A 25,158-nucleotide genomic window follows, 5' to 3' on the forward strand; every position below is an offset into this window, starting at 1 on the left:
CTCAGCGTCCGGCAGCCACCGAATTGCCCAGGTCCAGCGATCCGTGAGCCACCTGTTGGTCCTGGCGCTCGACCCGGTCGAGGTAGGACCGCGACTTCCCGACCTCGGTCTCGAGCGTGCCGATGGTCGCGGCCATCGTGTCCAGGGCCTGCACCTTGAAGCTGTCGATGGCGTCCATGGTGGCGTAGATGTTCTGGAACGCCGCCTGGAGCTGGGGCAGTCCGATGGTGGCGGAGGCGGCCTGCTCCTGGATGCGCACTGAGTTGTCGCGCAGCATCTCGCTGGTGCGCTCGATCATGCCGGACGTCGTGGTGTTGAGGGCCGAGATCTGTTCGAGGACGAGCTTCTGGTTGCTGAGGGCCTGCGCCACGATGACGGCGGTCCGCAGCGCAGAGACGGTGGTCGTCGACGCCCGGTCGACCCCCTTGATCAGCTCGACGTTGTTCTTGATGACCACGTCGATGGCCAGGTAGTTCTGGATCGAGACGGCCAGCTGGGTGAGCAGGTCCTGGTGCTTCTGACGGACGTAGAAGAGGACGTCGTCGCGCAGGGCGGTGGCCTTGTCGGGGTCGGTCGCCTCGAGGTCGGCGATGCGGGCGGCGAGGTGGGCGTCGAGCCGTTCCGCGACGTAGACGTACTGGTTGAGCCGCGCCATGGAGTCCCACAGCAGCTGCTTCTCGAGGTTCAGGGCGGCGTTGTCCTTGCCCAGCTCGTCCTGGCCGTCGCGCAGGGCGTGGAGGATGCCGTCGAGGTGGCTCTGCGCCGACTGGTACTTGCGGAAGTAGTCCGCGACCTTGTCGCCGAAGGGGACCATGCCCAGAAGCTTGCGGGCCCCCGTCGCCTCCTTGGGGTCGAGGTCCTCGATCGTCCGGCGCAGCTCGAGCAGCGTCGCGCCGACCGTGGAGCCCTCCGCGAGCCCGCCCTCCTGGAGCGCCTTCACGGGGGCCTTGAGGAGGCGGTTCGAGGTCTCGGCGGCCTGGCGGATGTCGCCGTCGCCCATCGTGCGCACGTCCGCCGACTTGGCCGCGAACCCGGGCGACCTGGGAGCCTCGGACAGCAGCGCCTCGAGGTAGGCGTCGACCTTGGCGTCGAGGGCGGGCAGGGCTGCGGCGTCGATGGCCGGGGCCATCCTGGGGGCGGCCGTGGCCTGGACCGGCGCCGGCGCCGTGGGCGCGGTCAACGTCAGGGTGGCTGCCTGCGTGGCCGGGGGCTGGAGCGGTCCTGGCTGTGTGTCGGTCATGACGGTTCGTCTCCTCCGCAGTGCCGATGGGCCCGGCTCGCTGTCCTTGTTGACGAACGGCCAATGTACGCGGTTCCCAGGCCGCTGTTCGGGGATTACGCCGACCCATCCGTAAGGGCTGGGCGGGCACCACGCGCCCATGCTCTGTGGTGCTCATGGCTCCATGGTGCTCATGGGAATCCGCGACGTCTGTGCCGGACGTGACACAACGTCGCTGCCTTGCCGCGTGGGCTTCTACCCCCAACGCCCAGGGAGCTGCCCGCACCGTGACAAGGAGCCTTCACAGGAGAACACTCGTGGGGGTGAAGCTCGCGAAGGTGATCTGCAAGCTGACCAGACATCAGTGGGTGGGGAAGCACGGCAAGGAAGGTGAACACTTCCTGCAGTGTGAGCGCTGCGGTGCCATCCGCGACTCCGAGTCCCACATGTATGGCGGGTTCGGGGGCTAGTTCCCATGGCTCGACGGTGGCGCATCGCGGCGGGGACCATCGCGCTGCTCGCCGCGGTGGTGGCCTGCGCGGGCGATGCGACGACGCCATCAGCCGGCACCTCATCCACCAGCCAGTCACCCGGTTCAGCCGCGCCTCCTGCCACGGCCACGGGACGCCCCGACCACCCCATTGGTGTGATGGCGATCGGGCATTCCTGGATGACCGGCTTCCAGTCGGACCCGACCAGTCCCGCGACGGACAATGCTGCGAACTCCTGGGCCACGGGGTCCAACCCCGCCGTTCGCAGCATCTATCAGCGCCTGCTCGAAGCCAGACCCGAGACAAGCGGCAACGTGGTCAACTCAGCCCGAGATGCGGCCACCTCGGAGAGGCTCGTCGAGCAGGCGACTGCAGGCCTCTCGCGACTCCCCTATCCGGCGCTGGTGATCGTGCAGATCGTGGGTAATGACCTGCGCTGCGACGGAACTGATCCAGAGCACTACGCCGAATTTCGCGCGTCCGTGCGGCGGGCCGTACAGACGATCGTCAAGGCATCGCCCCAGACCAGCGTGCTGCTGATCGGCGACCCCGGCAGGCCAGCCGGCTACGCGGCAGCCATCATGGCCCTGCCAAGCACCCCCTCGGCCTTCATCGACACGAGGCCTTGCTATCTCTTCTCGGCAAACCGCACCGTCAACCAGGCAGAGGTCGCGCGCGTGACTGGCCTGCTCGCGGCATACGAGGCACAGCTGGCTCGTGCATGCCAGGGCATCAGCCAGTGCCACACCGACGGCGGCGCGGCGGCGCGGATGGCCATGCATCTCGAGGACTACGGTGCGGACCACCGTCATCCGTCGATCGCAGGCCACGCGAACATCGCAGCGGCCGAGTGGCCGGTGGTCGTCTCGGTCCTACGCCTGGGATAGTCCAGCCGAGGATGGTCGCCAGACCTTGGAAGTCGCAGGCCCGCCCTGCCAACGCCCAGAACACTGATCGCCTCAGGACGCAGTCTCAGCGGGCCGCATAGATGGCGTCACGGACCTCGAGTGGGAACTGTCCCCAGCAGCCCTCGAGGGCGGTGTTGGTGAACATCGCCGCGCTCACGCCGGCCTCCGGGTCGAGGAACCACTGGTGTCCCCAGGCGCCTCCCCAGTTGATCGTTCCGACTGCTTGAGGAGTCGCACCCGCGACTGGGTCGAAAAGGACGCCGGAGAGCAGTCCGAAACCCCAGCCCGGCTCCTCGTCGCGCAGCAGCCCGACGTGGTTGGCCAACGCGACCTCGACCGTCTCGGTGCTCAGGATCGGCGCTCCCCCGGTGCGGATGACCTCGAGGAACTTCATGAAGTCACCGACCGTCCCCACCATTCCCGCTCCCCCGGACTGGAACGACTCGTCGTCGAACGCTCGAGCCGGGGAGAACGTGAACCCCTGGATCGTCTGCGGATCGCGCATCCGTTCCGCACGAGGTGTCCCATCGGCATACGGCACGGCAAGGCGCTGCGGCTCTCTCACGTGGAACCCCGTGTCGACCATGCCCAGCGGGCCGGTGACGTACTCGGAGACGGCCTCGCCCAGGGAACCACCGTGGACGGTCGCGATGATCGCGCCGAGCACATCGGTGGCGACGCCGTAGCGCCAACCCGTGCCGGGCGGGAAGTAGAGCGGCACCGACGCGATGCGGTCAAGGTTCTCCTCGAGCGACAGCCCCGGCTGGTCCAGGCCGCTGGACACCCGGGCGGCCAGGTACCGGTCCACAGCCATCCCAGACTCCGCTGGTTCCTCGGACACCTCGTCCGCCGAAGCGCCATCGCTCTCCTGAGCCACCTCGGGGTACCCGAAGCCGGCCGTGTGGGTCAGGAGATGGCGCAGCGTGATGGCCGGCTCGTGTCCGTCGTCCAGCCGCGGCCGGAAGTCCGGCAGGTGGTCGGTGACCAGGTCATCGAGCCCGAGCCTGCCGCGCTCGACGAGCGCCAGGGCGGTGGCGGCGACGAGGGGCTTGGTCAGCGAAGCAATGCGGAAGACGGTGTCGATTGCGGTCGGCGTCCCGGCCTCCCGGTCGGCATGCCCCGCGGCCCGCGAATAGACCGGTATGCCGTTCTCCCGGACCAGGACGACCACTCCCACCACCTGGCCGGCGGCCAGCGCACGGTCGATGACTGCGTCGACCCGGTCCTCCAGTGACAGTTGTCCGGACACGGGACCTCCGTCGTCGAGTAGCGCCCCCGATCGTCCACCCCACGCGTGCCGACGGCAAGGCGAGCACTCGCCGATCCGGCGCTCCTATCCTGTGCGGCATGGAGATGGAGTTCAGCGGTGAGATCTGGTTCTGGAAGGGGCCGTCGCCGTTCCACTTCGTCACCGTGCCCGAGGACTTCTGCGATGCCCTTGATGCGACGGCCGGGCTGGTGAGCTACGGCTGGGGGATGATCCCGGTCCAGGTCCGGATCGGCGAGACCAACTGGAAGACCTCTCTCTGGCCGAAGGACGGCCGCTACATCGTGCCGCTGAAGGACGCCGTGCGCCGGGCCGAGGGACTCGAGCTCGGCACGACCACGACGGTCCGGCTCTTCGTCGACGCCTGACGGGCGCGGGCGCGGCCACGTCTGGCCACGCGGCCGGGCCACGCGGCCGGGCCACGCGGCCGGGCCACGCGGCATACGGGCACCTCCAACTCGGGTGAACGGGCAGAAACGCTGTGAATATCGGTCCAAAGTCCCCACTGGGCCGCGGGCGGGCGTACCTTCGCCCCATCCCCCGCAGTCACACCTGCCCCAACCGTCTCCACGGGGCAGCACTTTCACCTGAGGACCGGCATGACTTCACGCCCCCGCTCCGTGACCTTCCGTCGACTCACGATCGCCGCGCTGGCCAGCGCCCTCGGTGTCGCGCCCGTCCTGGCGACCACGGGCAGCGCGAACGCCGCCGTGGCGTCCGCCACGACCACGACCTACGTCAACACCGCGGCCGACACCCGGATCGCGACGAAGCTGCAGGGTCGGGTCACGACGACACGCTTCGGCACGTCGTTCACCGGGGCAGTCATCGACGCCGCGAGCGGCAAGGTCGTGTGGAGCAAGAACGGCAGCGCCGGCTACATGCCCGCCTCGACCGCGAAGTGGGTGACGGCCACCAACGCCCTCCGGGTCTTCGGGGCGTCCGCCCGGTTCACGACGAAGGTCAGGCGCGGCCCGCAGGCAGACCAGGTCATCCTCGTCGGCTCCGGCGACCCCTCCTTCTCATCGGCCCAGCTCACCGCCCTCGCCAAGACCACGGCTGCCGCCATGAAGGCGCGTGGCCAGCTCCGCGTCCGCCTGTATGCCGACGACACCCTCTTCGCCCCGCGCACCTTGGCGACGGGGTGGCGCTCGACGTACATCCCCGCCGACACCACGTGGCTGCGGGCCCTGGTCGTCGACGGGCGACAGGTCTCCGACACCAGCATCGACGCGGCCACCCTGTTCGCGGGCAAGCTCAAGACCTACGGCCTCACCGTGACCCGGATCGGGCGGGGCACCGCGAGCTCGACCAGCCCGGTGCTCGCCACCTCGGCGGGGCAGACCGTCAGCCAGATCGTGTCGCGGATGATGCTCGAGTCCGACAACGAGCACGCCGAGGCGCTGCACCGCCTGGTCGGCATCAAGCTGGGCTACGGCAAGACCTGGACCGCAGCGAGGTCCGCGCAGACCGCGCGGCTGCGCAGCGAGGGCCTGTCCGCCACCGTCCTGTATGACGGGTCCGGGCTCTCGCGCAGCGACCGCCTCACCGGACTGCAGCTCGCACGGCTCGTGACCAACGTCTTCGAACCCGCCAACGCGACCCCGTTCGCCCTCCTGCGCAGCAACGCCGGCCTGCCGATCTCGGGCCAGACGGGCACCCTGCGGGCGTCCTACAGCCGGTTCACCGCGTCGACCTCGAAGTGCGCCGTCGGCAAGGTCCACGCCAAGACCGGCACCCTCACCGACGCAGTGGCCCTGAGTGGCTGGACACTCGGCACGGACGGTCGGGTCAAGGCCTTTGCGTTCGTCATCAACGGAAAGCCCACGTCGATGACGGCGATGCGCCAGAACATCGACATGCTCGCGGCAACCGTCACCGGTTGCTACTGACCGAGCCGGCTGGACTCTCGCTGCTCGCGGGCCCGGCGGGCCGCGGCGACCTTGGCAGCGCGCTGGCGCTCGAGCCGGCGGTGCGGGTCCTCCACCTCGCCGAGCTGGGCCGGCCCGTACAGGTGCATGCCGATCACCTTGACGCGGTAGACGATCCGATAGCCCAACGACAGTCCCTCGCGGTCAGTCTTGCGACTCATTGCTTGCTCCACAGTTCCTTAGTACCCTAACTATCTGTGCACTAACGATAGCGCCCGATCCCCTAGACTCGAAATCGTGACCACCAGAGCCCCCGCGCCCACGACGCCGGTCGACCTGCTGAAGCTCGACCGGCAGGTCTGCTTCGCCCTGGCCGTCGCGTCACGCAACGTGATCGCGCTCTACCGGCCACTACTCGAGCCGATGGGCCTGACGCATCCTCAGTACCTCGTGATGCTGGCCCTCTGGGAGGACTCACCGCTGCGGGTCGGCGACCTCGCCCAGCGACTCAGCCTGGAGCCGGCGACGCTCTCCCCCCTGCTCAAGCGCCTCGAAGCCAGCGGCATGGTCAGCCGTGACCGCGACCCCCTCGACGACCGCGCCCTGGCGGTCTCCCTCACCAGGAAGGGCGCGGCCGCCCGCAAGCGTGCCGAGCGCATCCCACCCGCGATCATCGACCGCCTCGGGATGAGCATCAGCGAGCTCGAAGCCATGCGCGACAGCCTCACCCACCTGATCGCCGCGGCCGCGGAGCCGCCCCAGGGCACTCAGCAACCCTCAGGTTCCTAGCCATACCCTGGTTGACATTCGAACAGGTGTTCGAATAGAGTCAGGTATGGCCATCGCCCCCCTCCACCCGTCGCCGCCCTTGTCGGCGGCCGATGGAGTGCGTCAGCTCCACTCGGTGCTGGACCGGTGCGATGGTGTCGAAGAGCTGTCGGGGCAAGAGGCGTCGACCCTGATCGACGACCTCGAGCGGGCGGTGACCCGCCTCCAGGCCATGAAGCTGTCACTGGTGGCGGTCGTCGACAAAGCCGACGTGGCCGGGGACGCGGGGATGACGGGCACGGCTGCCTGGCTGGCGGCGCGTTCTCGACGCGACGGGGCGGCAGCAGCCAAGGACGTGCGGCTGGCCACCGCTCTCGACGAGGGGCTGCCCGCGACCAAGGCGGCGCTGAGCGAGGGTCAGTTGTCGACCGAGCATGCCCATGTCATTGCGCGCGCGACGGAGCAGCTGCCCTCGGGCCTCGACGAGACGGAGCGAGTCGCGATCGAGCAGTCGCTCGTCGCAGTGGCAAGACGAGTCGACCCGGTTGCGTTGCGCAAGAAGGCACGACGGGCCCTCGAGGCAGCCCAACGGCACCAGGCCGAGGTCGACGCCCACGAGGATTCGATCCTTCGCTCCGAGGAGGAGCGCGCCCTCGCGGCGACCAAGCTGACCATGCACGACAACCACGACGGCACCATGACGGGGCACTTCACCGTGCCCACCCTGGCCGGCCAGATCCTGAAGAAGGTCGTCCAGCAGCTCGCCTCGCCCCGCCGGTTCGCCCAGCGCGCGGCGCGGGACGCGAAGGCCCAGGCCCTCGAGGCCGGCGCTGACCTGACCGCCGCCGAGACCGCGGAGGCGACGTGGGACGCGTTCCGGGCCGAGGAGCTGGGCTGGTCGCAGAAGTACGGGCGGGCGTTCGTCGAGCTGCTGGAGCACCTGCCCACCGACCACCTGTCGGGCAAGGTCAACGCGACGATCCTGGTCACGCTGGACCACGACAAGCTCAAGGCCTCGGTCGGGGCGGCTCACCTCGACACCGGCCACGACGTCTCCGCCTCCGAGGCCCGCAGACTGGCCTGCGGCGCGGGGATCGTGCCAGCGGTCCTCGGCGGGGAGTCCCAACTCCTCGATCTCGGCCGGTCGCAACGATTCTTCACCGAGGCGCAACGGGTCGCGCTCGCCCTGACCTACGACTCCTGTGCCGCCGACGACTGCGATCGGCCCTACGCGTGGACCGAGCATCATCACGAGGATCCGTGGGCGACCGGCGGACGGACGGACCTCGACCTGGCCGTCCCTCTCTGCGGCTACCACCACAAGCGGATCCACGACCCCGGCTACCACCACCGCGTCCTGCGCGAGGGCACCGGTCGCAAACGAGTCACCTTCGTAAAACGGACATGAGCCTGGCGCGTCCGGATCACTGCTGCGCTTGCCGAGGGGGGTGCGGGTCGAAAGACTCACGCCATGACCGATGACCAGTGGTTCCGCGAAGCCGTCGTCTACCAGATCTATCCCCGCAGCTTCCAGGACTCCAACGGTGACGGCATCGGTGACGTCCCGGGCATCATCAACCGACTCGACTACCTCGAGCAGCTCGGTGTCGACGTCGTGTGGCTGTCCCCGATCTACACGAGCCCCCAGGACGACAACGGCTACGACATCGCCGACTACCAGGACATCGACCCGACGTTCGGCACCCTCGCTGACGTGGACTCGCTGATCGAGCAGGCGCACGCCCGCGGCATCCGGATCGTCATGGACCTCGTCGTGAACCACACGTCCGACGAGCACCCGTGGTTCGTGGAATCCCGTTCCAGCAAGGAGAACCCGAAGCGCGACTGGTACTGGTGGCGCACGGGCGATGGCGAAGCGCCGAACAACTGGGAGTCGTTCTTCAGCGGACCCGCCTGGGAGCTGGACGAGGCGACCGGCGAGTACTACCTGCACCTGTTCAGCCGCAAGCAGCCCGACCTCAACTGGGAGAACCCGGAGGTCCGCGAAGCGGTCTACGCGATGATGCGCTGGTGGCTCGATCGCGGCATCGACGGGTTCCGCATGGATGTCATCAACATGATCTCGAAGGTGACGTCGCTGCCCGATGGGGAGCCGCTGCCCGGCTACCCCGAGCTCGGCGACGGCACACCGCACTTCCTCAACGGGCCCCGGATCCACGAGTTCCTCCAGGAGATGCACAAGTCCGTCTTCGAGGGCCGGGCGGAGAAGCTGCTCACCGTCGGCGAGATGCCCGGGGTCACGGTCGAGGACGCGATCCTCTACACCGACCCCTCGCGTCACGAGGTGGACATGGTGTTCCAGTTCGAGCACGTGGGACTCGACATCGGTGCGCACAAGTGGGACCGCAGCCGGGTCGACCTGCGCGACCTCAAGACCTCCCTCGGTCGCTGGCAGGAGGGTCTCGCGGACGTCGGCTGGAACTCGCTCTACTGGAACAACCACGACCAGCCTCGGGCGGTGTCACGGTTTGGCTCCGACGCTCCAGAACACCGAGTCGCCTCCGCCAAGCTTCTCGGGACTGTGCTGCACCTGCACCGAGGCACGCCCTACGTCTACCAGGGCGAAGAGCTCGGCATGACCAACGTGCCGTTCGCGACGGCCGACGACTTCCTCGACATCGAGTCGGTCAACTACTTCCGGTTGGCGACCGGCGCTGGGGGTGACGTCGAGGAGATCCTCGTCAACCTGCGGCTCGGGAGCCGCGACAATGCCCGCTCCCCCATGCAGTGGGACGACAGCACCAACGCCGGCTTCACGACCGGAAAGCCTTGGGCCGCAACGAACCCCAACTACACGGAGATCAACGCGGCCGCCGCGGTGGCCGACGATGGCTCTGTGTTCCACCACTACCGACGCCTGATCGAGCTGCGCCACACCGAGCCGGCCATCGCCCACGGCGACTTCACGATGATCGCGCCGGACCACACGGCCCTCTACGCCTTCACCCGCTCCCACGCGGGCACCGACCTGCTGGTCCTCGCCAACTTCTCCGGGGACGACCTCGACCTGACCAGCGCGGTCACCGACCTCGACCGATGGTCCGGCGCGGCCCTGCTGCTCGGCAACCTGGGTGACCCCGCGTCGCCCACAGCCCCCCTCCGCCCCTGGGAAGCCCGCCTGCTCAAGCGCTGACGTCGGGCGGGAACGGGCGGGAGATTCTGGGTAATCAGCCCATCCGAATTGCTTCGTTGTGCCACGCTTCTTGGCGTGATTCGAGCAGAACTTGGATTGGGGATCCTCGGGACGGCGTTGTGGATGTATTGCCTCTTCGACGTGATCATGACCGATGAGTCGCGGATCCGGAACCTGCCGAAGGTGACCTGGATCTTCATCGTGCTGGTGACGTCGGTGGTCGGCGCCGTGGCCTGGCTCGTGGCCGGACGACCGCAGGGACCGGCGCGGAGCCTGCCCTACAAGGGCAACACCGGCGCGGCGTACCCGGAGTACGAGCGACCTGGCCGGTTCGTCGCGACCAACCCGGATGACGACGCTGCGTTCCTGCGGCAGGTGCGGGAGCGTGCGGAGGCGCAGCTGAAGGAAGCCAAGCGCCAACGGATGGAGCGCGAGCGGCTCGAGGCCGAGGAGCGCGAACGTCGCCGGCGGCAGGCCAATGGCGGCGGCACCGGGACCGCCGAACCCGACCAGGTGGACCCGGCCTAGCCCGAGTAGGACTAGCCGGTCGTGGATCCGGTGGCGTCGCGCAGGGCGGCCAGCACCTTGGAGTCGATCCCGTCGGGGCTGAGCCGCATCTCGTAGTTGGCCTCGCCGGCCCAGGCGGCCAGGGCCTGCGTCACCTCGCCGTGGTGGCCGAGCAGCGCCAGCCTCCGGCCTACCTCGTCAGCCACCGTGCTGGCCTCACCCGAGCCGGAGCCGCCGGACTCGTCGGACCTGTCGGACCCGTCGGACCCGTCGGACCAGCGCAGCACGAGCTCGGGGCCACCGAAGACGAGGTCGTTCAGTCGCAACAGCCGGGCCAGCTCCCGGGGAGCCTCCGGGTGGTCATCGACCCGGAGGTCGGCGAGGACCCCGCAGTGGTCGTACCCCGCGCCTGGCAGCACGGCATACAGGGCAGCGCCCTGGCGACCCCGTGAGTCGCCACCCGCGGCGTCGCCGGCCAACAGCGCCTCGACGAGGCGGTCGGTGAGGGAGGCGCCGGCGGATCCGAGCCACGCGGCTTCCATCGCCGCCACGACGTCGGGACCGGTGAGGATGTTGCCCTGGATGGCATAGCCGCCGCTGCTCTCGCGACCACTGACGCCGCCCGCCCAGTTCATGCACGAGTCACCCGTCCACGTCGCCTGCGTGTCGACACCCACGACCCCGAGCTGGCGGTGGGCGCGGTCCGCATCGGAGGAGGTGCATGCAACGACCGCCTCGTCGGCGGACGCCCCGTCGGCGAGGGCGTCCAACGCCACGGCCCGGTAACCCACCCTGGCCATCGCCTGCGTGGCCACGGCTCCGACGCCCAGGCGGGCCTGCGGGACGACTGCCCCGACGAAGGGGAACTTGCTCGCGACGGCCACGCCGAAGCCCTCACCCACCTGGCCGACGATCGAGAAGGTCATGGGTCGACCGTAGCGACAGCGACTCGGCGATCGGGAGTCGGCGATTGGGAGTCGGCGATTGGGAGTCGGCGCCGCTCACCTGTGAGAATGGGGCATGGCCGCGAAAACGACCAGGACCGAATCACTGAGCAGTTTTCTGACCTGGACCACCCTCGCGCCGCTGACAGCCATCCTCGCCCTCGTGCTCACGTGGGGCCGACACCTCGGCACACTGCCCGTGCTGGTCGTCGCAGTGGCCCTCGCCGCCGCCGTCCTGGCAGCGGTTCACCACGCAGAGGTGGTCGCCCACCGCGTCGGCGAACCGTTCGGCTCGCTCGTCCTGGCCGTGGCCGTCACGATCATCGAGGTGGCGCTGATCGTCACGCTGATGATCAGTGGCGGCAAGGACACCGAGTCACTCGCCCGCGACACCGTCTTCGCCGCGGTCATGATCACGTGCAACGGCATCGTCGGGCTGTCGCTGTTCCTCGGTGCGGTGAAGTACCGGCTCATCTCGTTCAACGCCGAGGGCACGGGGGCGGCCCTGGCCACCGTGACCACGCTGGCCGTGATGACGATGGTGGTGCCGACGTTCACGACGAGCGCGCCAGGTCCGGAGTTCTCCAGCTCTCAGCTCGCCTTCGCTGCGGTGATCTCGCTCGCGCTCTACGGGATGTTCGTGTCGACGCAGACGAGACGGCACCGCGACTTCTTCCTGCCGGTGGCCCACGACGGCAAGCCGCTCGAGGACGAGCACGCCGACCCGCCCAGCGACCGCGAGACCCTGCAGAGTCTCGGGCTGCTGCTGGTGTCGCTGGTCGCGGTCGTCGGTCTGGCCAAGGTCGAGTCCCCGGCCATCGAGTCGGCCGTGGCGGCGGCAGGCTTCCCGCAGTCGTTCGTCGGCGTCGTCATCGCACTGCTGGTGCTGCTGCCCGAAACCCTCGCCGCCGCCCGCGCCGCCCGCGGCAACCGCATCCAGACCAGCCTCAACCTCGCGCTCGGATCGGCCATGGCCAGCATCGGGCTGACCATCCCGGCCATCGCGATCGCCTCGATCTGGCTCGACGGTCCGCTGGTCCTGGGCCTCGGCCCGACCCAGATGGTGCTGCTGGCCCTGACCGTGGTCGTGAGTGTGCTCACCGTGGTCCCCGGTCGCGCGACGCGGCTGCAAGGTGGGGTCCACCTCGTGCTGCTCGCCGCGTTCGTCTTCCTCGCGGTCAACCCCTAGGCGCACTCTGCCGTCAGGCCGGCGGCGCGGCATACCGTGGGTGGGTGGTCACCATCGAAGCCGTCCTGGGCGACATCACGACCGAGCGGGTCGACGCCATCGTCAACGCCGCGAACTCGATGCTGCTCGGCGGGGGTGGGGTGGACGGCGCGATCCACGCGGCGGCGGGGCCACGACTGCTCGAAGCATGTCGGCGGGTGCGCAACACCACCCACCGGGGCGGGCTCGACGTGGGGGACGCCGTGGCGACGACCGCGGGCGACCTGCCCGCCCGATGGGTGATCCACACCGTCGGCCCGAACCGGCATCGCGGGCAGACCGACCCGGCGCTGCTGGCATCCTGCTTCAGCCGCAGCCTCGAGGTCGCCCGTGAGGTGGGTGCCCGCAGCATCGCGTTCCCGGCGGTCAGCGCGGGTGTCTACGGCTGGGACCCGGTGGAGGTGGCGCGGATCGCGGTCGACGTCGTGCGCGCGAGCCTCCAGGGCGAGCGGGACGAGCCACCGGAAGGTCACCAGCGCGGGGACGACCAGCCGATCGAGCTCGTGCGGTTCGTGCTGTTCAGCCGCGCGACGCTGGCCTCCTTCGAGGCAGCCCTCGCCGACTGAGCGGGACCGCCCGCCTCGTCAGGCCCCGGCGCTCATCGCCTCGTGGTCGCCGTTGAGAGCGGCTTCGATCAGCTGGCCGATGACTTCGGGCGAGTGGGCGCCGGAGAGGGCCACCCGCCGGTTGGCCATGAAGAACGGCACCCCGGAGACACCGATGTCGGTGGCAGCCTCTTCGTCGGCGCGCACGTGGTCGGCGAACTCGTCGCTGGCGAGCACCGCCGACACGCGGCGCCCGTCGAGCCCTGCCTCGGCGCCGAGGCGCTGCAGGGTCTCGATGTCGTCGATCAGCTTGCCCTCGGTGAAGTGGGCGCTGTAGAAGCGTTCGAGCACCGCAGCCTGCAGCGCCGGGCCACCCTGGGCCAGGCCGAGCGCGATCAGGCGGTGCGCGTCGAACGAGTTCGCTCGCAGCTGCTTGTCGACGACGATCTCCACCCCGTCGGGACGTCCCATCACGGCAGGTCGCTCGGCGATCTCACGAGCCCCTGCCAGGTCGGTGCCGTACCGCTGCGCCAACCACGCGAGGACCGTCTCCCCCTTGCCGTGCGCGACGTGGTGGTCGAGCTCGAAGGCGTGGTAGGTCACGGTGACCTCGGCCGGGTGCGCACTCTCGGCGATCGCCATCTCCAGCCGTCGCTTGCCGATGTAGCACCACGGGCAGACCACGTCCGCCCAGACATCGATCTCCACGGCGTGGGGGTGGAGGGCGTCAGTGGGGTGTGCGTCGTTCATCCGTCCATCCTCACACGACCGCGCAACCCGAGGTATGCCGCACGGACGGCCCCGTGCGGAGTGACCCCGCGGCATACCTCGAACTGGGCGGGACTGGGCGGGACGGGGCGGGACTGGGTGGGACGGGGTGGCGACTGGGGGGACTGGGTCGGGACGAAACGCCGCAGGCCCCCACCCGCCGAAGCGGGAGGGGGCCTGCGGACCGTGGCTTGGCGCTGTGGCCAACCTCAGGTCAGGGGCGACCGTAGGTGACGTTCGAGGACCAGATGGAACGCAGCGCGACGGCCTGGCCGCTGCGCGGGGAGTCCCACATCATGCCGTTCCCGGCGTAGATGCCCACGTGGTAGGCGGGGCTGCCGAAGAACACGAGGTCACCCGGCTGCGGGTTCGACACGCGGGTGGTGGCTGCGCGCTGGGCGTCGGCGGTGCGCGGCAGGCTGATGCCGACCTTGCCGAAGACGTACTGCGTGAAGCCGGAGCAGTCGAAGCCGGTCGACGGGCTGGTGCCGCCGTAGGAGTACATCAGGCCTTCGTACTGGGCCGCGATGCCGAGCACGCCACCGGCAGCCGGCTTCAGGCTGGTGAAGTCCTTGCGGGCCGTCGAGCGGCTCGCGGTGCGGTCGCTCGTGCGGGCCGCGACGGGCACGACGACGGGCTTTGGCTTGGGCTTGGCGGTCGCCTTGAAGCCGATGACACCGAAGGTGTTGGTCGCCGTCGGGGCTGCGGTCTCGGGCGCCTGCACCGCGACGGGCGCGCTGACAGTGGCGCTCTTGGCCACCGAGGAGGGGCTGGCCGAGGCGGCAGACGCGGGAAGGGCGAACGAGGCGACGAGACCACCGGAAGCGGCGATGACCGCAGAGGTCTTGACTGCGGGCTGCGCGGCGCTGGCCACGATGTCCGACAACTCGGAAACGGGATTGAAGCGACCCGGCGCGCGGTGGCGGCCAGAACTGTGTGAAGCCACGATGGATGAACCTCCGGCGCCTACGAGGTGAGCTGTCGGGTTCGGGTGGAGGTAGATCACCCGGCCTCCACGGTTGTCGCCCGACCTTGCGGGCGCGTGCGTGGAGACTTAACCCCAAGGACCATCTCGTGAAGAGAAGGCCCAAAGTTGGGTCCCCCGCTCCTGCCAAGCGGTTTGTACTGATGACTCGGGCGTGGTGACAGGACTAGGCGTTCCACATCGAGCCGGTCCACCCAGGGGGCGAGTGAACCGCAGCCACCGTACACAAGCCGCCTGGGAATGTCACATTGAGGTCACGGCAGCCCCAAGAAAGTCCAAGCCCACGTCTGGTCCGCCTGCGCCCTCGTGCTCAGGAAGCGCGGAACTGACCAAAGACCGGACCCGCCGAAGCGCTCAGATGAGCGCGCCTGTCGAACCTGCGCCCCGTCAGGCGCCTCGCAGGCCCCTTGGTCAGACCAAGGCGCCGAACACGTGCTGGGCCACCTCGTCGGGCAGCGAGACACCGGTGGACTCCGGCGCGCCCTCGCGGACCGCCACCACGCGGCCGTCGGCGCGGTGCACCCGCACGCGCTCGCCGGGCAGCAGGCGCGCGACGGTGAGCAGGCTCAGCGCCTCGTGGTCGACCTGGACCGGCTCGCCGATGCGGCGCACGAGCACCGTCTCGGGAGAGTCGCCGGCCAGCTCGGTCAGGGTGCGCAGCCCGAAGCGGAAGTCCTCGGTCGGCTCTTCCTCGCCCAGCTCGTCGAGGCCCGGGATGGGGTTGCCGTACGGCGAGTCGTGGTGGTCCTTGAGCATCGCGAGGATCTTGCGCTCGACCCGCTCGGACATCACGTGCTCCCAGCGGCAGGCCTCGTCGTGGACGTACTCCCACTCCAGGCCGATGACGTCGACCAGGAGGCGCTCGGCCAGCCGGTGCTTGCGCATGACCCGGGTGGCGAGCAACCGGCCGTGGTCGGACAGCTCGAGGTGGCGGTCGCCGGCGAGGCTGAGCAGGCCGTCGCGCTCCATCCGCGCGACGGTCTGGGAGACGGTCGGCCCGGAGTGCCCGAGACGCTCGGCGATGCGAGCGCGCAGGGGCGTGATGCCCTCTTCCTCGAGCTCGAAGATCGTCTTGAGGTACATCTCGGTGGTGTCGATCAGGTCGGTCACAGGCCTAAGCCTCTCACCTGCGGCCGTCAGCGGGATGCGCCGCCGCGCACCGGGTCGTAGCGGGGCACCCAGTAGCCCAGCCAGCCGGTCCCGACCAGCGCCAGCCCACCGAGGGTGACACAGGCCGCTGCCAGTCCTGCCTGTGCCGTGACGAGGCTGATCAGCGCCGGCGACCCGCTCATGCCCAGGACGGACACGAAGCGCCAGCCACCCAGGAACTGCGACCGCCCGACCTCCGGCGCGCTGTCGGCGCCGAGGGTCATCACGATGCCCGATCCCATGCCGTTGCCCACGGCGGCGACGAGGGCGACCGCCGTGACGGCGAGCGCGCTGTGCGTCAGGGGCAGGGCGATCATCCCGATCCCGAGCAGCACGACGCACGGTACGGCCACCCAGATCCGGCCGAACCGGTCCATCACCGACCCTGCCGGGTAGAACAGCAGCATCTCGACGCCGGCGACGATGCCGAAGATGACGGCCGTGGTGCTGGCGGACAGGCCGACGTGCGCAGCCCAGAGCGGGAGCAGGACGAGCCGGGCCGAGCGTGCGGCGCCGATGACCATGACTCCCAGGCCGATGGTCAGGTAGACCCTGCGGTGGCCCCAGAGCACCGCGGCGGTGCCGGTGGGGGTTCCGCCGGTGGGAGTTCCGTCTGCGGACGCTCGGTCGCGCAGCTCCCTGGCCTGCGCCTCGTGCGCCGCCGTGAGGTCCGGACCCAGCCACACCAGCGCCGCCGCGCCGAGGCCGGCCGCCACCGCGACCGCGAACCCGGCGCGCGGCCCCCACAGGTGGATGATCGGCGCCCCGATGAACGGCCCGATGAACATCCCGATCCGGTTCACCCCGCCGAGGGTCGACAGGGCTCGCGCGCGCATGGAGACCGGTACCGCGTCGATGAGGTAGGCCTGCCGTGCGACCAGGAACACGGACGACGTGAAGCCCATCGCGAACACCGTCACCATGAGCACGCCGAGCGACGGGGCGGTCAGTGCCACGAAGGCCGCGACCGCGTCCACCGCGCTCGCCCACAGCAGCGCCCGTCGCTCCCCGACCCGGTGGACCAGCGCTCCGGCTGGCACCGCGAAGAAGAGCTCGGCGACGAGGGCCAGCCCGGCCGTGAGGGCGGCGATCGCCGGGGTCGCCCCGAGGTCGAGAGCACTCAGCGTGACCACTGGCACGACCGCGCCGCTGCCGATCGCCACGATGATGGTGGGACCGTAGGCCGGCACCGCGATCGCGCGCAGGCTGAAGGGGGTCTCGGTGTCGAGCGCGGGTCGAGGCTTGGGTGGCTTGGGTGGCCTGGGTGGCTTGGGTGGCTTGGGTGCGGACATCCCGGCCATTCTGACGCGCTCCGGCGACGGACGCCCCTGACTTCTGACGCCCAGGGACCCCACGAGTAGGTTCGGGCCCATGAGCTTCGTCGTGCCCGCCCGCTTCTGCGGCCCACCCGAGTCGGGCAACGGAGGCTGGGTCAGCGGGCACGCGGCTGCCCTGCTCCAGCCCGGCCCCGACGAAGCCGTCACCGTGCGCCTGCGCACCCCTCCCCCGCTCGATCGGGAGCTGACGGTGCAGACGAGTTCAGCGCGGGGCCACCGCACCCTCGAGGTCCACGACGGCGAGCACCCCGTCGCGGAGGCGACGACGACCGCGAGACTGGACGCGGGCGGCATACCGGCTGCTGTGTCGTTCGCCGAGGCCACGACGGCGGGCGAGGGCTATGAAGGCCTGGCCGCCCACCCCTTCCCCACCTGCTTCTCGTGCGGCACTGGTCGCGCGGCCGGCGACGGCCTACGGCTCCAGCCCGGTCGGGTCGCGGGCGGCGACGGTGAGTATGCCGCCGCCTGGCGCCCCGGCGCGGACGTCGACCTCGAGACGGTGTGGGCGGCGCTGGACTGCCCCGGCGGCTGGGCCTCGGGGATCGCCGGCCGACCGATGGTGCTCGGCACGATGACCGCCCAGGTGTCGACCCTGCCGATCCCCGGCGACGAGTACGTGGTCATGGCGTGGCAGCGCGGCGGCGAGGGCCGCAAGTACCTGAGCGGGACTGCCCTGTATGCCGCGGACGGAAGCCTGCTCGCGCAGGCCGAGGCGACCTGGATCGCCGTCGACCCCACAGCAGTTCGACCCGCCGGAGGTGCGGCATGAGCAAGCTCGCAGTCGTGACCGGGGCCAGCAGCGGCATCGGTGAGGCGACCGCTCGGCAGCTGGCGGCGGACGGGTTCGAGGTGGTGTGCGCGGCCCGTCGTCGCGACCGGATCGAGGCGCTGGCGTCCGAGATCGGCGGCCGCGCGGTGGTCTGCGACGTGACGTCGGCCGACGACGTGGCGCGGCTGGCGGCGGAGGTCGGCGACCGCCTGGACGTGCTGGTCAACAACGCGGGTGGCGCGCTCGGGCTCGCCCCGGCCGCCGACACCGAGGTCGCCGACTGGCGCGGGATGTTCGAGTCCAACGTGATCGGCACCCTGCAGGTCACCCAGGCGCTGCTGCCGGCCCTGATCGCCTCGGGAGCCGGGACCATCGTCAACGTCGGGTCGATCGCCGGACACGTGGCGTACGAGGGCGGTTCGGGTTACGTGGCCGCCAAGCACGCGGTCGCGGCCCTGACCCAGACGCTGCGGCTCGAGCTGGTCGACCAGCCGGTCCGGGTCGAGGAGATCGCACCCGGGATGGTGCGCACGGAGGAGTTCGCCCTGACCCGGTTCGGCGGGGACCAGGCGCGGGCCGACGCGGTCTATGCGGGGGTGTCGGAGCCCCTGGTGGCCCAGGACATCGCCGAGGCGATCGGCTGGATGGTCGGGCGCCCGGCCCACGTGAACATCGACCTGCTCGTCATCAAGCCCCGCATCCAGGCCGCTCCGCACAAGGTGCACCGTGACGCCTGACCCGCGGGATGACGGGCGCCGAGCGGGCCGCTTCCTGCTGCCTGCTTACTGCTTTCCTGCTGCCTGACCTGCGCTTTCATGGTTGAGGAATGCAACCATGAAATTGAGTGTTCAACGACCATGACCCAGACCCATGACTCCCTGACCGAGCTCGAGGCCCAGTTCGTCGACCACCTCGAGCTCTCCCCCGAGGCTCAGGACCTGCTGTTCCGCGATGCCCGCACCGCCAACGCCTTCACCGACGAGCCCGTGACCGAGGACCAGGTGCGCGCCATCTACGACCTCGTGAAGTGGGCTCCCACCTCGATGAACAACCAGCCGCTGCGGATCGTCCTCGTGCGGACCCCCGAGGCGCGCGGCCGGCTGGTCGAGCTGATGGGCGGCAACAACAAGGCGAAGACGTCGACCGCTCCCCTGGTCGCCGTGCTGGCCGCCGACACCGACTTCCACGACGAGCTCGGCAAGGTCTTCCCCCACTTCGAGGGTGCTCGCGACCTGTTCGCGGGCAACGACGAGATGCGTGAGGGTTCGGCCACCCTCAACGCCACCCTGCAGGTCGCCTACTTCATCCTGGGCGTCCGTGCGGCCGGCCTGGCTGCCGGCCCGATGACCGGGTTCGATGCCGACGGCGTGGACCGCGAGTTCTTCCCCGACGGCGCCCACCGCACGATCGCCGTGGTCAACATCGGTCGCCCCGCCGAGGGCGCCTGGATGGACCGGCTGCCGCGCCTCGACTACGACGAGGTCGTGACCTCCGTCTGACCCGCGCGCATTTCCCTTCCTAAAAACCGTTGCACCAGCCGACCTTCCCGAATTAGCGTCGAGCTACACGGAAGGGAGGTGGTCCAAGAAGTGATTTCAATTTGGACGCGTGAGGTGACTGCGCGCTAGCGCACCTCGACTGCTCGAGGTCCGCCATCCGGCGCAATCCCCAGCAGTTCACCGCAGCCCGTGGGCCGTGCAGGTCGTCCCCTGCGCACGCCGAGCCGATCGTTGTCGGCACGGCAAGGCCCACGGGCTGTTCCATGCCCGGCCGCTGGCAACGAGTCGCCCCCTCCTGCGACTCGATGCCCGCGCCTCAGGGCTGGCGGAGAGCCGCGGCCTCGGCGGCGAGGGCCTCGATGCGGTCCCAGTCCCCTTGTGCCACAGCTTCCTTCGGCGTCAGCCAGGACCCGCCGACGCAGCCGACGTTCGGCAGCGCCAGCCACGCGGCCGCCGTCTCGGGCGTGATCCCACCCGTCGGGCAGAACCGCAGGTGCGGACACGGCCCGCTCATGGCAGACAGATAGGGGCGCCCGCCGCTCGCCTCGGCCGGGAAGAACTTCATCGCCTCGAGCCCGGCCTCGGCCAGGACGAGCATCTCCGTCAGGGTGCCGGCACCCGCCAGCAGCGGCAGGCCGCTGGCCAGCGCGGCGTCGAGCAGGCGCGGCGGCGATCCCGGGGTGACGAGGAACTGCGCCCCGGCGTCCTTGACCTGCTGCACCTGCTCGGGCGTGACCACCGTGCCCGCGCCGACGACCATGCCCTCGACCTGCGAGGCCACCGCCTCGATCGCGCCGAGGCCGGCTTCACTCCGCAGCGTGATCTCGATGACGGGTATGCCTCCGCGCACCAGCGCGCGCGCCAGCGGCACCGCCTGCTCGACGGAGTCCACGACGACCACCGGGATGACCGGGGAGAGGTCGAGGATGTCCGCCTCGCTGTTCAGCACCGGCGTGGTCGGGGTGGCCGGCGCGCGCGCCGCGTCCCTCGTGGTCGCGGCCGCCGGGCTCGCGCCGGTCAGGGTGTTGGCGGTGGTCATCGGTTCTCCTCGTGGCTGACGAACGGGGCATTGTCGCTTCGGTCCCAGACGTGCCCGAGGCTGCCGAACACGTGGGCTCCCTCGTCGGCGCGGCCGACGGCGGCCCGCATGGACGCGAACAGCTCGCGCCCGGTGCCGACCCCCTCCGCGCTGACCCGCGGGGACGGGACCCGGGCGGCGAACTCGTCCTCGTCGACGAGGACGTCCAACCGGCCGGTGAGCGAGTCGACCCTGATGACGTCGCCGTCCTGGATCTTCGAGATCGGCCCGGCGTGCACCGACTCGGGGGTCACGTGGATGGCCGCGGGAATCGCGCCCGACGCCCCGCTCATGCGGCCGTCGGTGACCAGGGCCACGGCATACCCACGCTTTTGGAGGACTCCGAGCGAAGGGGTCAGGGCGTGCAGCTCGGGCATGCCGTTGGCACTGGGGCCCTGCTCGCGGATCACGACGATGACGTCGCGGTCGAGCTCGCGCCGGGAGAAGGCCTGGAGGAAGCCGACCTGGTCGGTGAAGACGCGCGCCGGCGCCTCGATGACCCGGTGCTCCTCCGCCACGGCCGACACCTTGATGACCGCGTGGCCCAGGCTGCCTCCGAGGACACGGAGCCCGCCGTCGACCGTGAACGGGTCGTTGGCCGGGCGCAGTACGTCCCGGTCGCCGGATTCCGTTGCCGCGTCGACGAACCCGAGCTGACCACCGATCAACACCGGCCGCTGGGTGTAGCGCCGCAGCCCGGGCCCTGCCACGGTGAGCACGTCCTCGTGGAGCAGGCCGTGGTCGAGCAGGGTGCCCACGAGGAACGGCGTGCCGCCGGCTGCATGGAAGTGATTCACGTCGGCGGGCCCGTTGGGGTAGATCCGGGCGATGGACGGAACCGCAGCCGACAGGTCGTCGAAGTCCTCCCACGTCAGGTCGATCCCCGCAGCGGCTGCCATCGAGATGAGGTGCATGGTGTGGTTGGTCGAGCCGCCGGTCGCCAGGAGGGCGACGACCCCGTTGACGACCGTCTTCTCGTCCACGACCTGGCCGATGCCGTACGGCGCGTCGGAGGAGGCGATCTCGGCGACCCGGGCCGTCGTCGCCGCGGTGAGCGCCTCGCGCAACGGGTCGTCGGGGTGGACGAACGCCGCCCCGGGCAGGTGCAGGCCCATGACGTCCATGAGCATCTGGTTGGAGTTCGCGGTGCCGTAGAAGGTGCAGGTGCCCGGCGAGTGGTACGACGCCACCTCGCTCGCGAGCAGCTCGTCGCGGCCGACCTCGCCGGCGGCGAAGGCCTTGCGGGTCTCGGACTTGTCCGCGTTGGAGCGGCCCGACGCCATCGGTCCGGCCGGCACGAGGGCGGTCGGCAGGTGCCCGAACGACAGGGCGCCGGCCACGAGCCCGGGGACGATCTTGTCGCAGACGCCCAGCATGAGGACGCCGTCGAACACGTCGTGGCTGAGCGCGATGGCGGCCGACATCGCGATGACGTCGCGGCTGAAGAGGCTGAGCTCCATGCCCGCGCGGCCCTGGGTGATGCCGTCACACATCGCGGGCACCCCGCCGGCGACGCGGGCCACGGCCCCGACCTCGCGGGCGGTCTGCTTCATGGCGGCGGGGTAGTGCTCGAACGGCGCGTGCGCCGAGAGCATGTCGTTGTAGGACGTGATGATGCCGAGGCTGACGCCCGTGTCGGCAGCCATGGTGGTCCGGTCGCTGCCGCCGCACGCGGCGACCGCGTGGGCGAGGTTGGAGCAACCGAGGTCGGTGCGTGCCGGGCGCAGGCTCAGCTCGGACGCGGCCCGGGAGAGGCGTTGCAGGTATGCCGTGCGGCTGGCACGGCTGCGGTCGGTCACCCGGGCGGTGACGTCGGCGACGACGGGGTGGATCGCGGGGTGGCTGGCGGGCGCCATGAGGCTCCTGAGGGGATTCGGCGGTCGGGGATGGGACCGCGCGAACGGCATCTTTGGCGCGCGCGTGTGATTCAGTTCACAAGTGTGACGGCGACCCGGGATCCGGCAATGGCCATCCCGGCATACGGACCGGTAGCCCCGCGAGTGACGGACGAGTGACGGATCAGCGCAGGTCGGTCAGGATGTCGGTCATGACGGACTTGATCGAACGGACCATCGAGCGGGTCGAGAACGTCATCTACCTCGCCGTGGCTGTGGTCCTGTTCGCCATCGCCGCCGTCGTGATCGGCAAGACCGTGCTGACCTTCGGGGACCTCGGCAGCGGCGGGGTCGTGGAAGTGGCCGCCGACATCCTCGACCTGCTGCTCCTCGTCTTCATCGTCGTCGAGCTGCTCTTCGCCGTGCGAACCACGCTGTCCCGGCGCGAGCTCGTGGCCGAGCCCTTCCTCCTCGTGGGGATCATCGCCTCCATCAAGGAGATCGTGGTGCTGTCGGTCAAGGCGCCGGACCTGCTGGGCAAGCCCGAGTTCGCCGACACGCTGCGGCTCATGGGGCTGCTGACGGGCACGATCATCCTGCTGGCCCTGGCGTCGTTCCTGTTGCGGCGCAAGGAGCGAGAGCCCAGCGAGGGCGCCAACTCCGGCCACGGCGACACCGAGGTGCAGACCGAGGCCCACCCGACCTGACCGCCTCAACCCCCGGAGTTCGGCGGACGTCAGGGCTGGCGGCGGGACAGTGCCCACGCGGCGGCGTCGTCCAGCGAACCCTGCGCCACCCTGCTGAAGACGAGCCGGTCGTGCAGCCGGTTGCGCCGGCCACCCCAGAACTCGACCTCGTCGCAGAGCACGCGGTAGCCGCCCCAGAAGTCGGGCACGGGCACGTCGTCCGCGTTCCCTCGGTCGGGGAACTGCGCGGCATACCTGTCGTAGGCCTGCTCGAGGCCGGCGCGACCCTCGATCGGCTGGGACTGTCGCGAGGCCCACGCGGAGATGCGGGAGGCCCACGGCCGTGACCCGAAGTAGCCGGCAACCTCGTCGCGGGAGACCTGCTCGGCCACGCCTCGGAACCGGATCGCCCGGAACATCGCCGGCCAGGTCAGCGCCGCGGCGATCCCGCCGGTGGCGGCGATCTCGAGTCCCTTGGTGGACTCGGTGCCGGTGACGAACCCCGGGCCGCGCTCGTCGAAGAACCGCATCAACACGGTCCGCACGTTGGGGCGTCCCTCGGCGTCGACGGTGGCGACCGAGAGGGCGTACGGCTCGGGAACGTCGGCCTGGACCTGCGAGCGCGCCACCGCGTCGTCGACCCAGCGCGTGGCCTGCTGCCACGGCGTGGGCGCGATGTCGGCCTCGGAGATTCCGTCGCCGCTGTAGTCGGTGCGAGCAGTGTCCATGGGAACAGTGTCCACGCGCCGTACGTCTCCCATGACACGGGACCAGGGGCCCGAGATTAGGGTGAAGGCCGGACCAGACGTCAGGGAGGCAGCATGCCCAGCAAAGGCAAGGCCGTCGGCAACCTCGTGAAGTGGGGCGTGAAGTACGGCCCCCACGTGGTCGTGCTGGCCCAGCAGGCCAAGGAGCCGGCGATGAAAGCCGCTCAGACGGCACTGGACCGGCAACGGGCCAGGCGCCGGGCGATCGAGCACGCGACGACGGTGCGTGAGGGCACCGTGCTCAAGACGTTCGACCCGCGAGCGGACCACAGCGAACCGGTGTGGGTGGTCTTCTCGGCCGACGACCCCATCGCTGCCCACCCCACCTCCACCACCCCGCTGGCCGAGCTGATCGCCAACAGCGACCTGTCCAAGCGCGTCCGCCCGGCGGACCTCCCCACCCCGGCCGCACGCCTCAAGCAGCTCCCCCGCCGCCGGAACGGACGATCGCGATGACGCTGCTGGCGCCGATGGCCGACGGGGCTCGGCGCCAGCTCGCCCACGCGCTGCGCTCCAGGGTCGCCGGCAGTGACGCCCAGGCCAAGGCCGAGCGCATCTGGGGAGCCGAGGGACCGCGCTGGTTCACGCCGGAGGACCCGATCTGGCGGGTGCACGCCGACGCCGCGATGTTCCCCGGCGGCATCCGGGCGCTCCTGCTGCAGTCGCTGCACCCGCTCGCCATGGCGGGCGTCGCCGGGCACTCGGGCTACAAGGGCGACCCGTGGGGGCGGCTGCAGCGGACCAGCGAGTTCCTGGCCACGACGACCTTCGGCACCATCGACCACGCAGAGGAACAGATCGCCCGGGTCCGGTCGATCCACGACCGGGTGCGCGGCAAGGCGGCCGACGGTCGCCCCTACTCGGCCGGCGACCCGCACCTGCTGAAGTGGGTGCACGCGACCGAGGCCGACAGCTTCCTCACCGCCTACCAGCGCTACGCCGTGTCGCCGCTGAGCGCTGCCGAGGCCGACCTCTACGTGCAGCAGGGCGGCATCGTCGCCAGCGCGCTCGGGGTGGTCGACCCGCCGACGACCGTGGCTGGGCTGCGCGCGACCATCGAGGGCTACCGACCCGAGCTCGAGTCGACAGCCGCGGCTCGTGAGGCGGCGCGGTTCCTGCTCGTCCACCCACCGTTGCCCCTGGCCGCCAAGCCCGGGTATGCCGCGTTGGCAGCGGGCGCCGTGGCGATGCTCCCGCGGTGGGCCAGGCAGCCGCTGCGGCTGCCGTGGCTGCCTGTGACCGAGCGGCTGGTCGGGCGCCCCCTCGGTGGGGTGGCGACGTCGACGGTGCGCTGGGCGATGGCGGACGCGACCGACGAACGCCGCCGCGCCGCCTTGCGCCGGGGCAGCTCCGTCTGACGGACGGGTTCCGCCGGCTGGCGCT

Annotated in this window: 26 protein-coding genes and 1 riboswitch; of the genes, 15 read left to right on the forward strand and 11 right to left on the reverse strand. The window is 70.4% G+C overall.

Annotation, left to right across the window (positions count from 1 at the left end):
- Position 1: 1 nt before the first annotated feature.
- Positions 2-1,240, reverse strand: a complete 1,239-nt coding sequence (locus AC1DWP_RS17530; protein WP_477615772.1) for a toxic anion resistance protein — start codon at positions 1,238-1,240, stop codon at positions 2-4.
- A 628-nt stretch (positions 1,241-1,868) separates the two neighbouring features.
- On the opposite strand from AC1DWP_RS17530, the gene AC1DWP_RS17535 reads away from it, so the two are divergent.
- The gene (locus AC1DWP_RS17535; RefSeq protein WP_477615773.1) at positions 1,869-2,597 is read left to right on the forward strand and encodes an SGNH/GDSL hydrolase family protein; all 729 of its coding nucleotides are present in this window, start codon (positions 1,869-1,871) and stop codon (positions 2,595-2,597) included.
- A gap of 85 nt (positions 2,598-2,682) precedes the next feature.
- On the opposite strand, the gene AC1DWP_RS17540 is transcribed toward AC1DWP_RS17535, so the two are convergent.
- Positions 2,683-3,867, reverse strand: a complete 1,185-nt coding sequence (locus AC1DWP_RS17540) for a serine hydrolase domain-containing protein (RefSeq protein ID WP_477615774.1) — start codon at positions 3,865-3,867, stop codon at positions 2,683-2,685.
- Between the two features lie 98 nt (positions 3,868-3,965).
- Between AC1DWP_RS17540 and AC1DWP_RS17545 the strand changes: the two genes are divergently transcribed.
- Both AC1DWP_RS17545 and AC1DWP_RS17550 read left to right on the forward strand, forming a co-directional pair.
- Positions 3,966-4,253, forward strand: a complete 288-nt coding sequence (locus AC1DWP_RS17545) for a DUF1905 domain-containing protein (RefSeq protein ID WP_477615775.1) — start codon at positions 3,966-3,968, stop codon at positions 4,251-4,253.
- Positions 4,254-4,484: 231 nt separating this feature from the next.
- The gene (locus AC1DWP_RS17550) at positions 4,485-5,777 is read left to right on the forward strand and encodes a D-alanyl-D-alanine carboxypeptidase (protein WP_477615776.1); all 1,293 of its coding nucleotides are present in this window, start codon (positions 4,485-4,487) and stop codon (positions 5,775-5,777) included.
- Here the strand turns inward: AC1DWP_RS17550 and AC1DWP_RS17555 are convergent.
- On the reverse strand, positions 5,771-5,977 hold the full coding sequence (locus AC1DWP_RS17555) for a hypothetical protein (protein ID WP_477615777.1): 207 nt from the start codon (positions 5,975-5,977) through the stop codon (positions 5,771-5,773). The genes AC1DWP_RS17550 and AC1DWP_RS17555 overlap by 7 nt on opposite strands.
- Positions 5,978-6,053: 76 nt before the next feature.
- Here AC1DWP_RS17555 and AC1DWP_RS17560 point away from each other — a divergent pair, with 76 nt between their 5' ends.
- The 4 genes from AC1DWP_RS17560 (at position 6,054) to AC1DWP_RS17575 (ending at position 10,206) form a co-directional block, all read left to right on the forward strand.
- Positions 6,054-6,545: a MarR family winged helix-turn-helix transcriptional regulator gene (locus AC1DWP_RS17560; protein ID WP_477615778.1), complete on the forward strand. Its 492-nt coding sequence runs from the start codon at positions 6,054-6,056 to the stop codon at positions 6,543-6,545.
- A gap of 46 nt (positions 6,546-6,591) precedes the next feature.
- Positions 6,592-7,932 (forward strand): HNH endonuclease signature motif containing protein, encoded by a 1,341-nt coding sequence (locus AC1DWP_RS17565; RefSeq protein WP_477615779.1) that lies wholly within the window; start codon positions 6,592-6,594, stop codon positions 7,930-7,932.
- A 63-nt stretch (positions 7,933-7,995) separates the two neighbouring features.
- Positions 7,996-9,678 carry an alpha-glucosidase gene (locus AC1DWP_RS17570; protein ID WP_477615780.1) on the forward strand — a complete coding sequence of 561 codons (1,683 nt, stop codon included), beginning with the start codon at positions 7,996-7,998 and terminating at the stop codon, positions 9,676-9,678.
- Positions 9,679-9,801: 123 nt separating this feature from the next.
- Positions 9,802-10,206, forward strand: a complete 405-nt coding sequence (locus AC1DWP_RS17575) for a PLD nuclease N-terminal domain-containing protein (RefSeq protein ID WP_477615877.1) — start codon at positions 9,802-9,804, stop codon at positions 10,204-10,206.
- Between the two features lie 11 nt (positions 10,207-10,217).
- On the opposite strand, the gene AC1DWP_RS17580 is transcribed toward AC1DWP_RS17575, so the two are convergent.
- A complete protein-coding gene (locus AC1DWP_RS17580; protein WP_477615781.1) occupies positions 10,218-11,111 on the reverse strand; it encodes a DUF1028 domain-containing protein in 894 nt (297 codons plus the stop codon).
- 94 nt (positions 11,112-11,205) lie between these two features.
- Here AC1DWP_RS17580 and AC1DWP_RS17585 point away from each other — a divergent pair, with 94 nt between their 5' ends.
- Both AC1DWP_RS17585 and AC1DWP_RS17590 read left to right on the forward strand, forming a co-directional pair.
- Entirely contained in the window at positions 11,206-12,318 is a 1,113-nt protein-coding gene (locus AC1DWP_RS17585) for a calcium:cation antiporter (RefSeq protein WP_477615782.1), read from the forward strand.
- Positions 12,319-12,362: 44 nt separating this feature from the next.
- Positions 12,363-12,923: an O-acetyl-ADP-ribose deacetylase gene (locus AC1DWP_RS17590; RefSeq protein ID WP_477615783.1), complete on the forward strand. Its 561-nt coding sequence runs from the start codon at positions 12,363-12,365 to the stop codon at positions 12,921-12,923.
- Positions 12,924-12,941: 18 nt separating this feature from the next.
- Here the strand turns inward: AC1DWP_RS17590 and AC1DWP_RS17595 are convergent, their stop codons facing one another.
- The 4 genes from AC1DWP_RS17595 to AC1DWP_RS17610 form a co-directional block, all read right to left on the reverse strand.
- Positions 12,942-13,652 carry a DsbA family oxidoreductase gene (locus AC1DWP_RS17595; RefSeq protein WP_477615784.1) on the reverse strand — a complete coding sequence of 237 codons (711 nt, stop codon included), beginning with the start codon at positions 13,650-13,652 and terminating at the stop codon, positions 12,942-12,944.
- Between the two features lie 232 nt (positions 13,653-13,884).
- Positions 13,885-14,556, reverse strand: coding sequence for a C40 family peptidase (locus AC1DWP_RS17600; protein WP_477615785.1), 672 nt, complete (start codon positions 14,554-14,556; stop codon positions 13,885-13,887).
- Positions 14,557-14,618: 62 nt separating this feature from the next.
- Positions 14,619-14,820: riboswitch (cyclic di-AMP (ydaO/yuaA leader) on the reverse strand.
- 246 nt (positions 14,821-15,066) lie between these two features.
- Positions 15,067-15,765, reverse strand: coding sequence for an iron-dependent transcriptional repressor DtxR (locus AC1DWP_RS17605; RefSeq protein ID WP_477615786.1), 699 nt, complete (start codon positions 15,763-15,765; stop codon positions 15,067-15,069).
- A gap of 26 nt (positions 15,766-15,791) precedes the next feature.
- Positions 15,792-17,096 (reverse strand): MFS transporter, encoded by a 1,305-nt coding sequence (locus AC1DWP_RS17610; RefSeq protein ID WP_477615787.1) that lies wholly within the window; start codon positions 17,094-17,096, stop codon positions 15,792-15,794.
- Positions 17,097-17,175: 79 nt separating this feature from the next.
- On the opposite strand from AC1DWP_RS17610, the gene AC1DWP_RS17615 reads away from it, so the two are divergent.
- The 3 genes from AC1DWP_RS17615 (at position 17,176) to AC1DWP_RS17625 (ending at position 19,409) form a co-directional block, all read left to right on the forward strand.
- The gene (locus AC1DWP_RS17615) at positions 17,176-17,910 is read left to right on the forward strand and encodes a hypothetical protein (protein WP_477615788.1); all 735 of its coding nucleotides are present in this window, start codon (positions 17,176-17,178) and stop codon (positions 17,908-17,910) included.
- Positions 17,907-18,647 carry an SDR family NAD(P)-dependent oxidoreductase gene (locus tag AC1DWP_RS17620; RefSeq protein WP_477615789.1) on the forward strand — a complete coding sequence of 247 codons (741 nt, stop codon included), beginning with the start codon at positions 17,907-17,909 and terminating at the stop codon, positions 18,645-18,647. Before AC1DWP_RS17615 ends, AC1DWP_RS17620 begins: the two co-directional genes overlap by 4 nt.
- 120 nt (positions 18,648-18,767) lie before the next feature.
- On the forward strand, positions 18,768-19,409 hold the full coding sequence (locus AC1DWP_RS17625; protein WP_477615790.1) for a malonic semialdehyde reductase: 642 nt from the start codon (positions 18,768-18,770) through the stop codon (positions 19,407-19,409).
- Between the two features lie 316 nt (positions 19,410-19,725).
- Here AC1DWP_RS17625 and eda read toward each other — a convergent pair whose 3' ends face one another.
- Together eda and edd are read right to left on the reverse strand one after the other, a co-directional pair.
- Positions 19,726-20,448 carry a bifunctional 4-hydroxy-2-oxoglutarate aldolase/2-dehydro-3-deoxy-phosphogluconate aldolase gene (gene eda, locus AC1DWP_RS17630; RefSeq protein WP_477615791.1) on the reverse strand — a complete coding sequence of 241 codons (723 nt, stop codon included), beginning with the start codon at positions 20,446-20,448 and terminating at the stop codon, positions 19,726-19,728.
- Positions 20,445-22,343 carry a phosphogluconate dehydratase gene (gene edd / locus AC1DWP_RS17635; RefSeq protein WP_477615792.1) on the reverse strand — a complete coding sequence of 633 codons (1,899 nt, stop codon included), beginning with the start codon at positions 22,341-22,343 and terminating at the stop codon, positions 20,445-20,447. The genes eda and edd overlap by 4 nt, the downstream gene beginning before the upstream one ends.
- A gap of 191 nt (positions 22,344-22,534) precedes the next feature.
- On the opposite strand from edd, the gene AC1DWP_RS17640 reads away from it, so the two are divergent.
- Positions 22,535-23,029, forward strand: a complete 495-nt coding sequence (locus tag AC1DWP_RS17640; protein WP_477615793.1) for a phosphate-starvation-inducible PsiE family protein — start codon at positions 22,535-22,537, stop codon at positions 23,027-23,029.
- A 29-nt stretch (positions 23,030-23,058) separates the two neighbouring features.
- Here AC1DWP_RS17640 and pdxH read toward each other — a convergent pair whose 3' ends face one another.
- Complete coding sequence (pdxH, locus tag AC1DWP_RS17645) at positions 23,059-23,736, reverse strand: pyridoxamine 5'-phosphate oxidase (RefSeq protein WP_477615794.1); 678 nt, start codon at positions 23,734-23,736, stop codon at positions 23,059-23,061.
- 93 nt (positions 23,737-23,829) lie between these two features.
- Between pdxH and AC1DWP_RS17650 the strand changes: the two genes are divergently transcribed.
- Together AC1DWP_RS17650 and AC1DWP_RS17655 are read left to right on the forward strand one after the other, a co-directional pair.
- Positions 23,830-24,231: a hypothetical protein gene (locus tag AC1DWP_RS17650; RefSeq protein ID WP_477615795.1), complete on the forward strand. Its 402-nt coding sequence runs from the start codon at positions 23,830-23,832 to the stop codon at positions 24,229-24,231.
- Positions 24,228-25,133, forward strand: coding sequence for an oxygenase MpaB family protein (locus AC1DWP_RS17655; RefSeq protein WP_477615796.1), 906 nt, complete (start codon positions 24,228-24,230; stop codon positions 25,131-25,133). The genes AC1DWP_RS17650 and AC1DWP_RS17655 overlap by 4 nt, the downstream gene beginning before the upstream one ends.
- Positions 25,134-25,158: the final 25 nt, after the last annotated feature.

The organism is Pedococcus sp. P2_F6 (genome assembly GCF_056403675.1).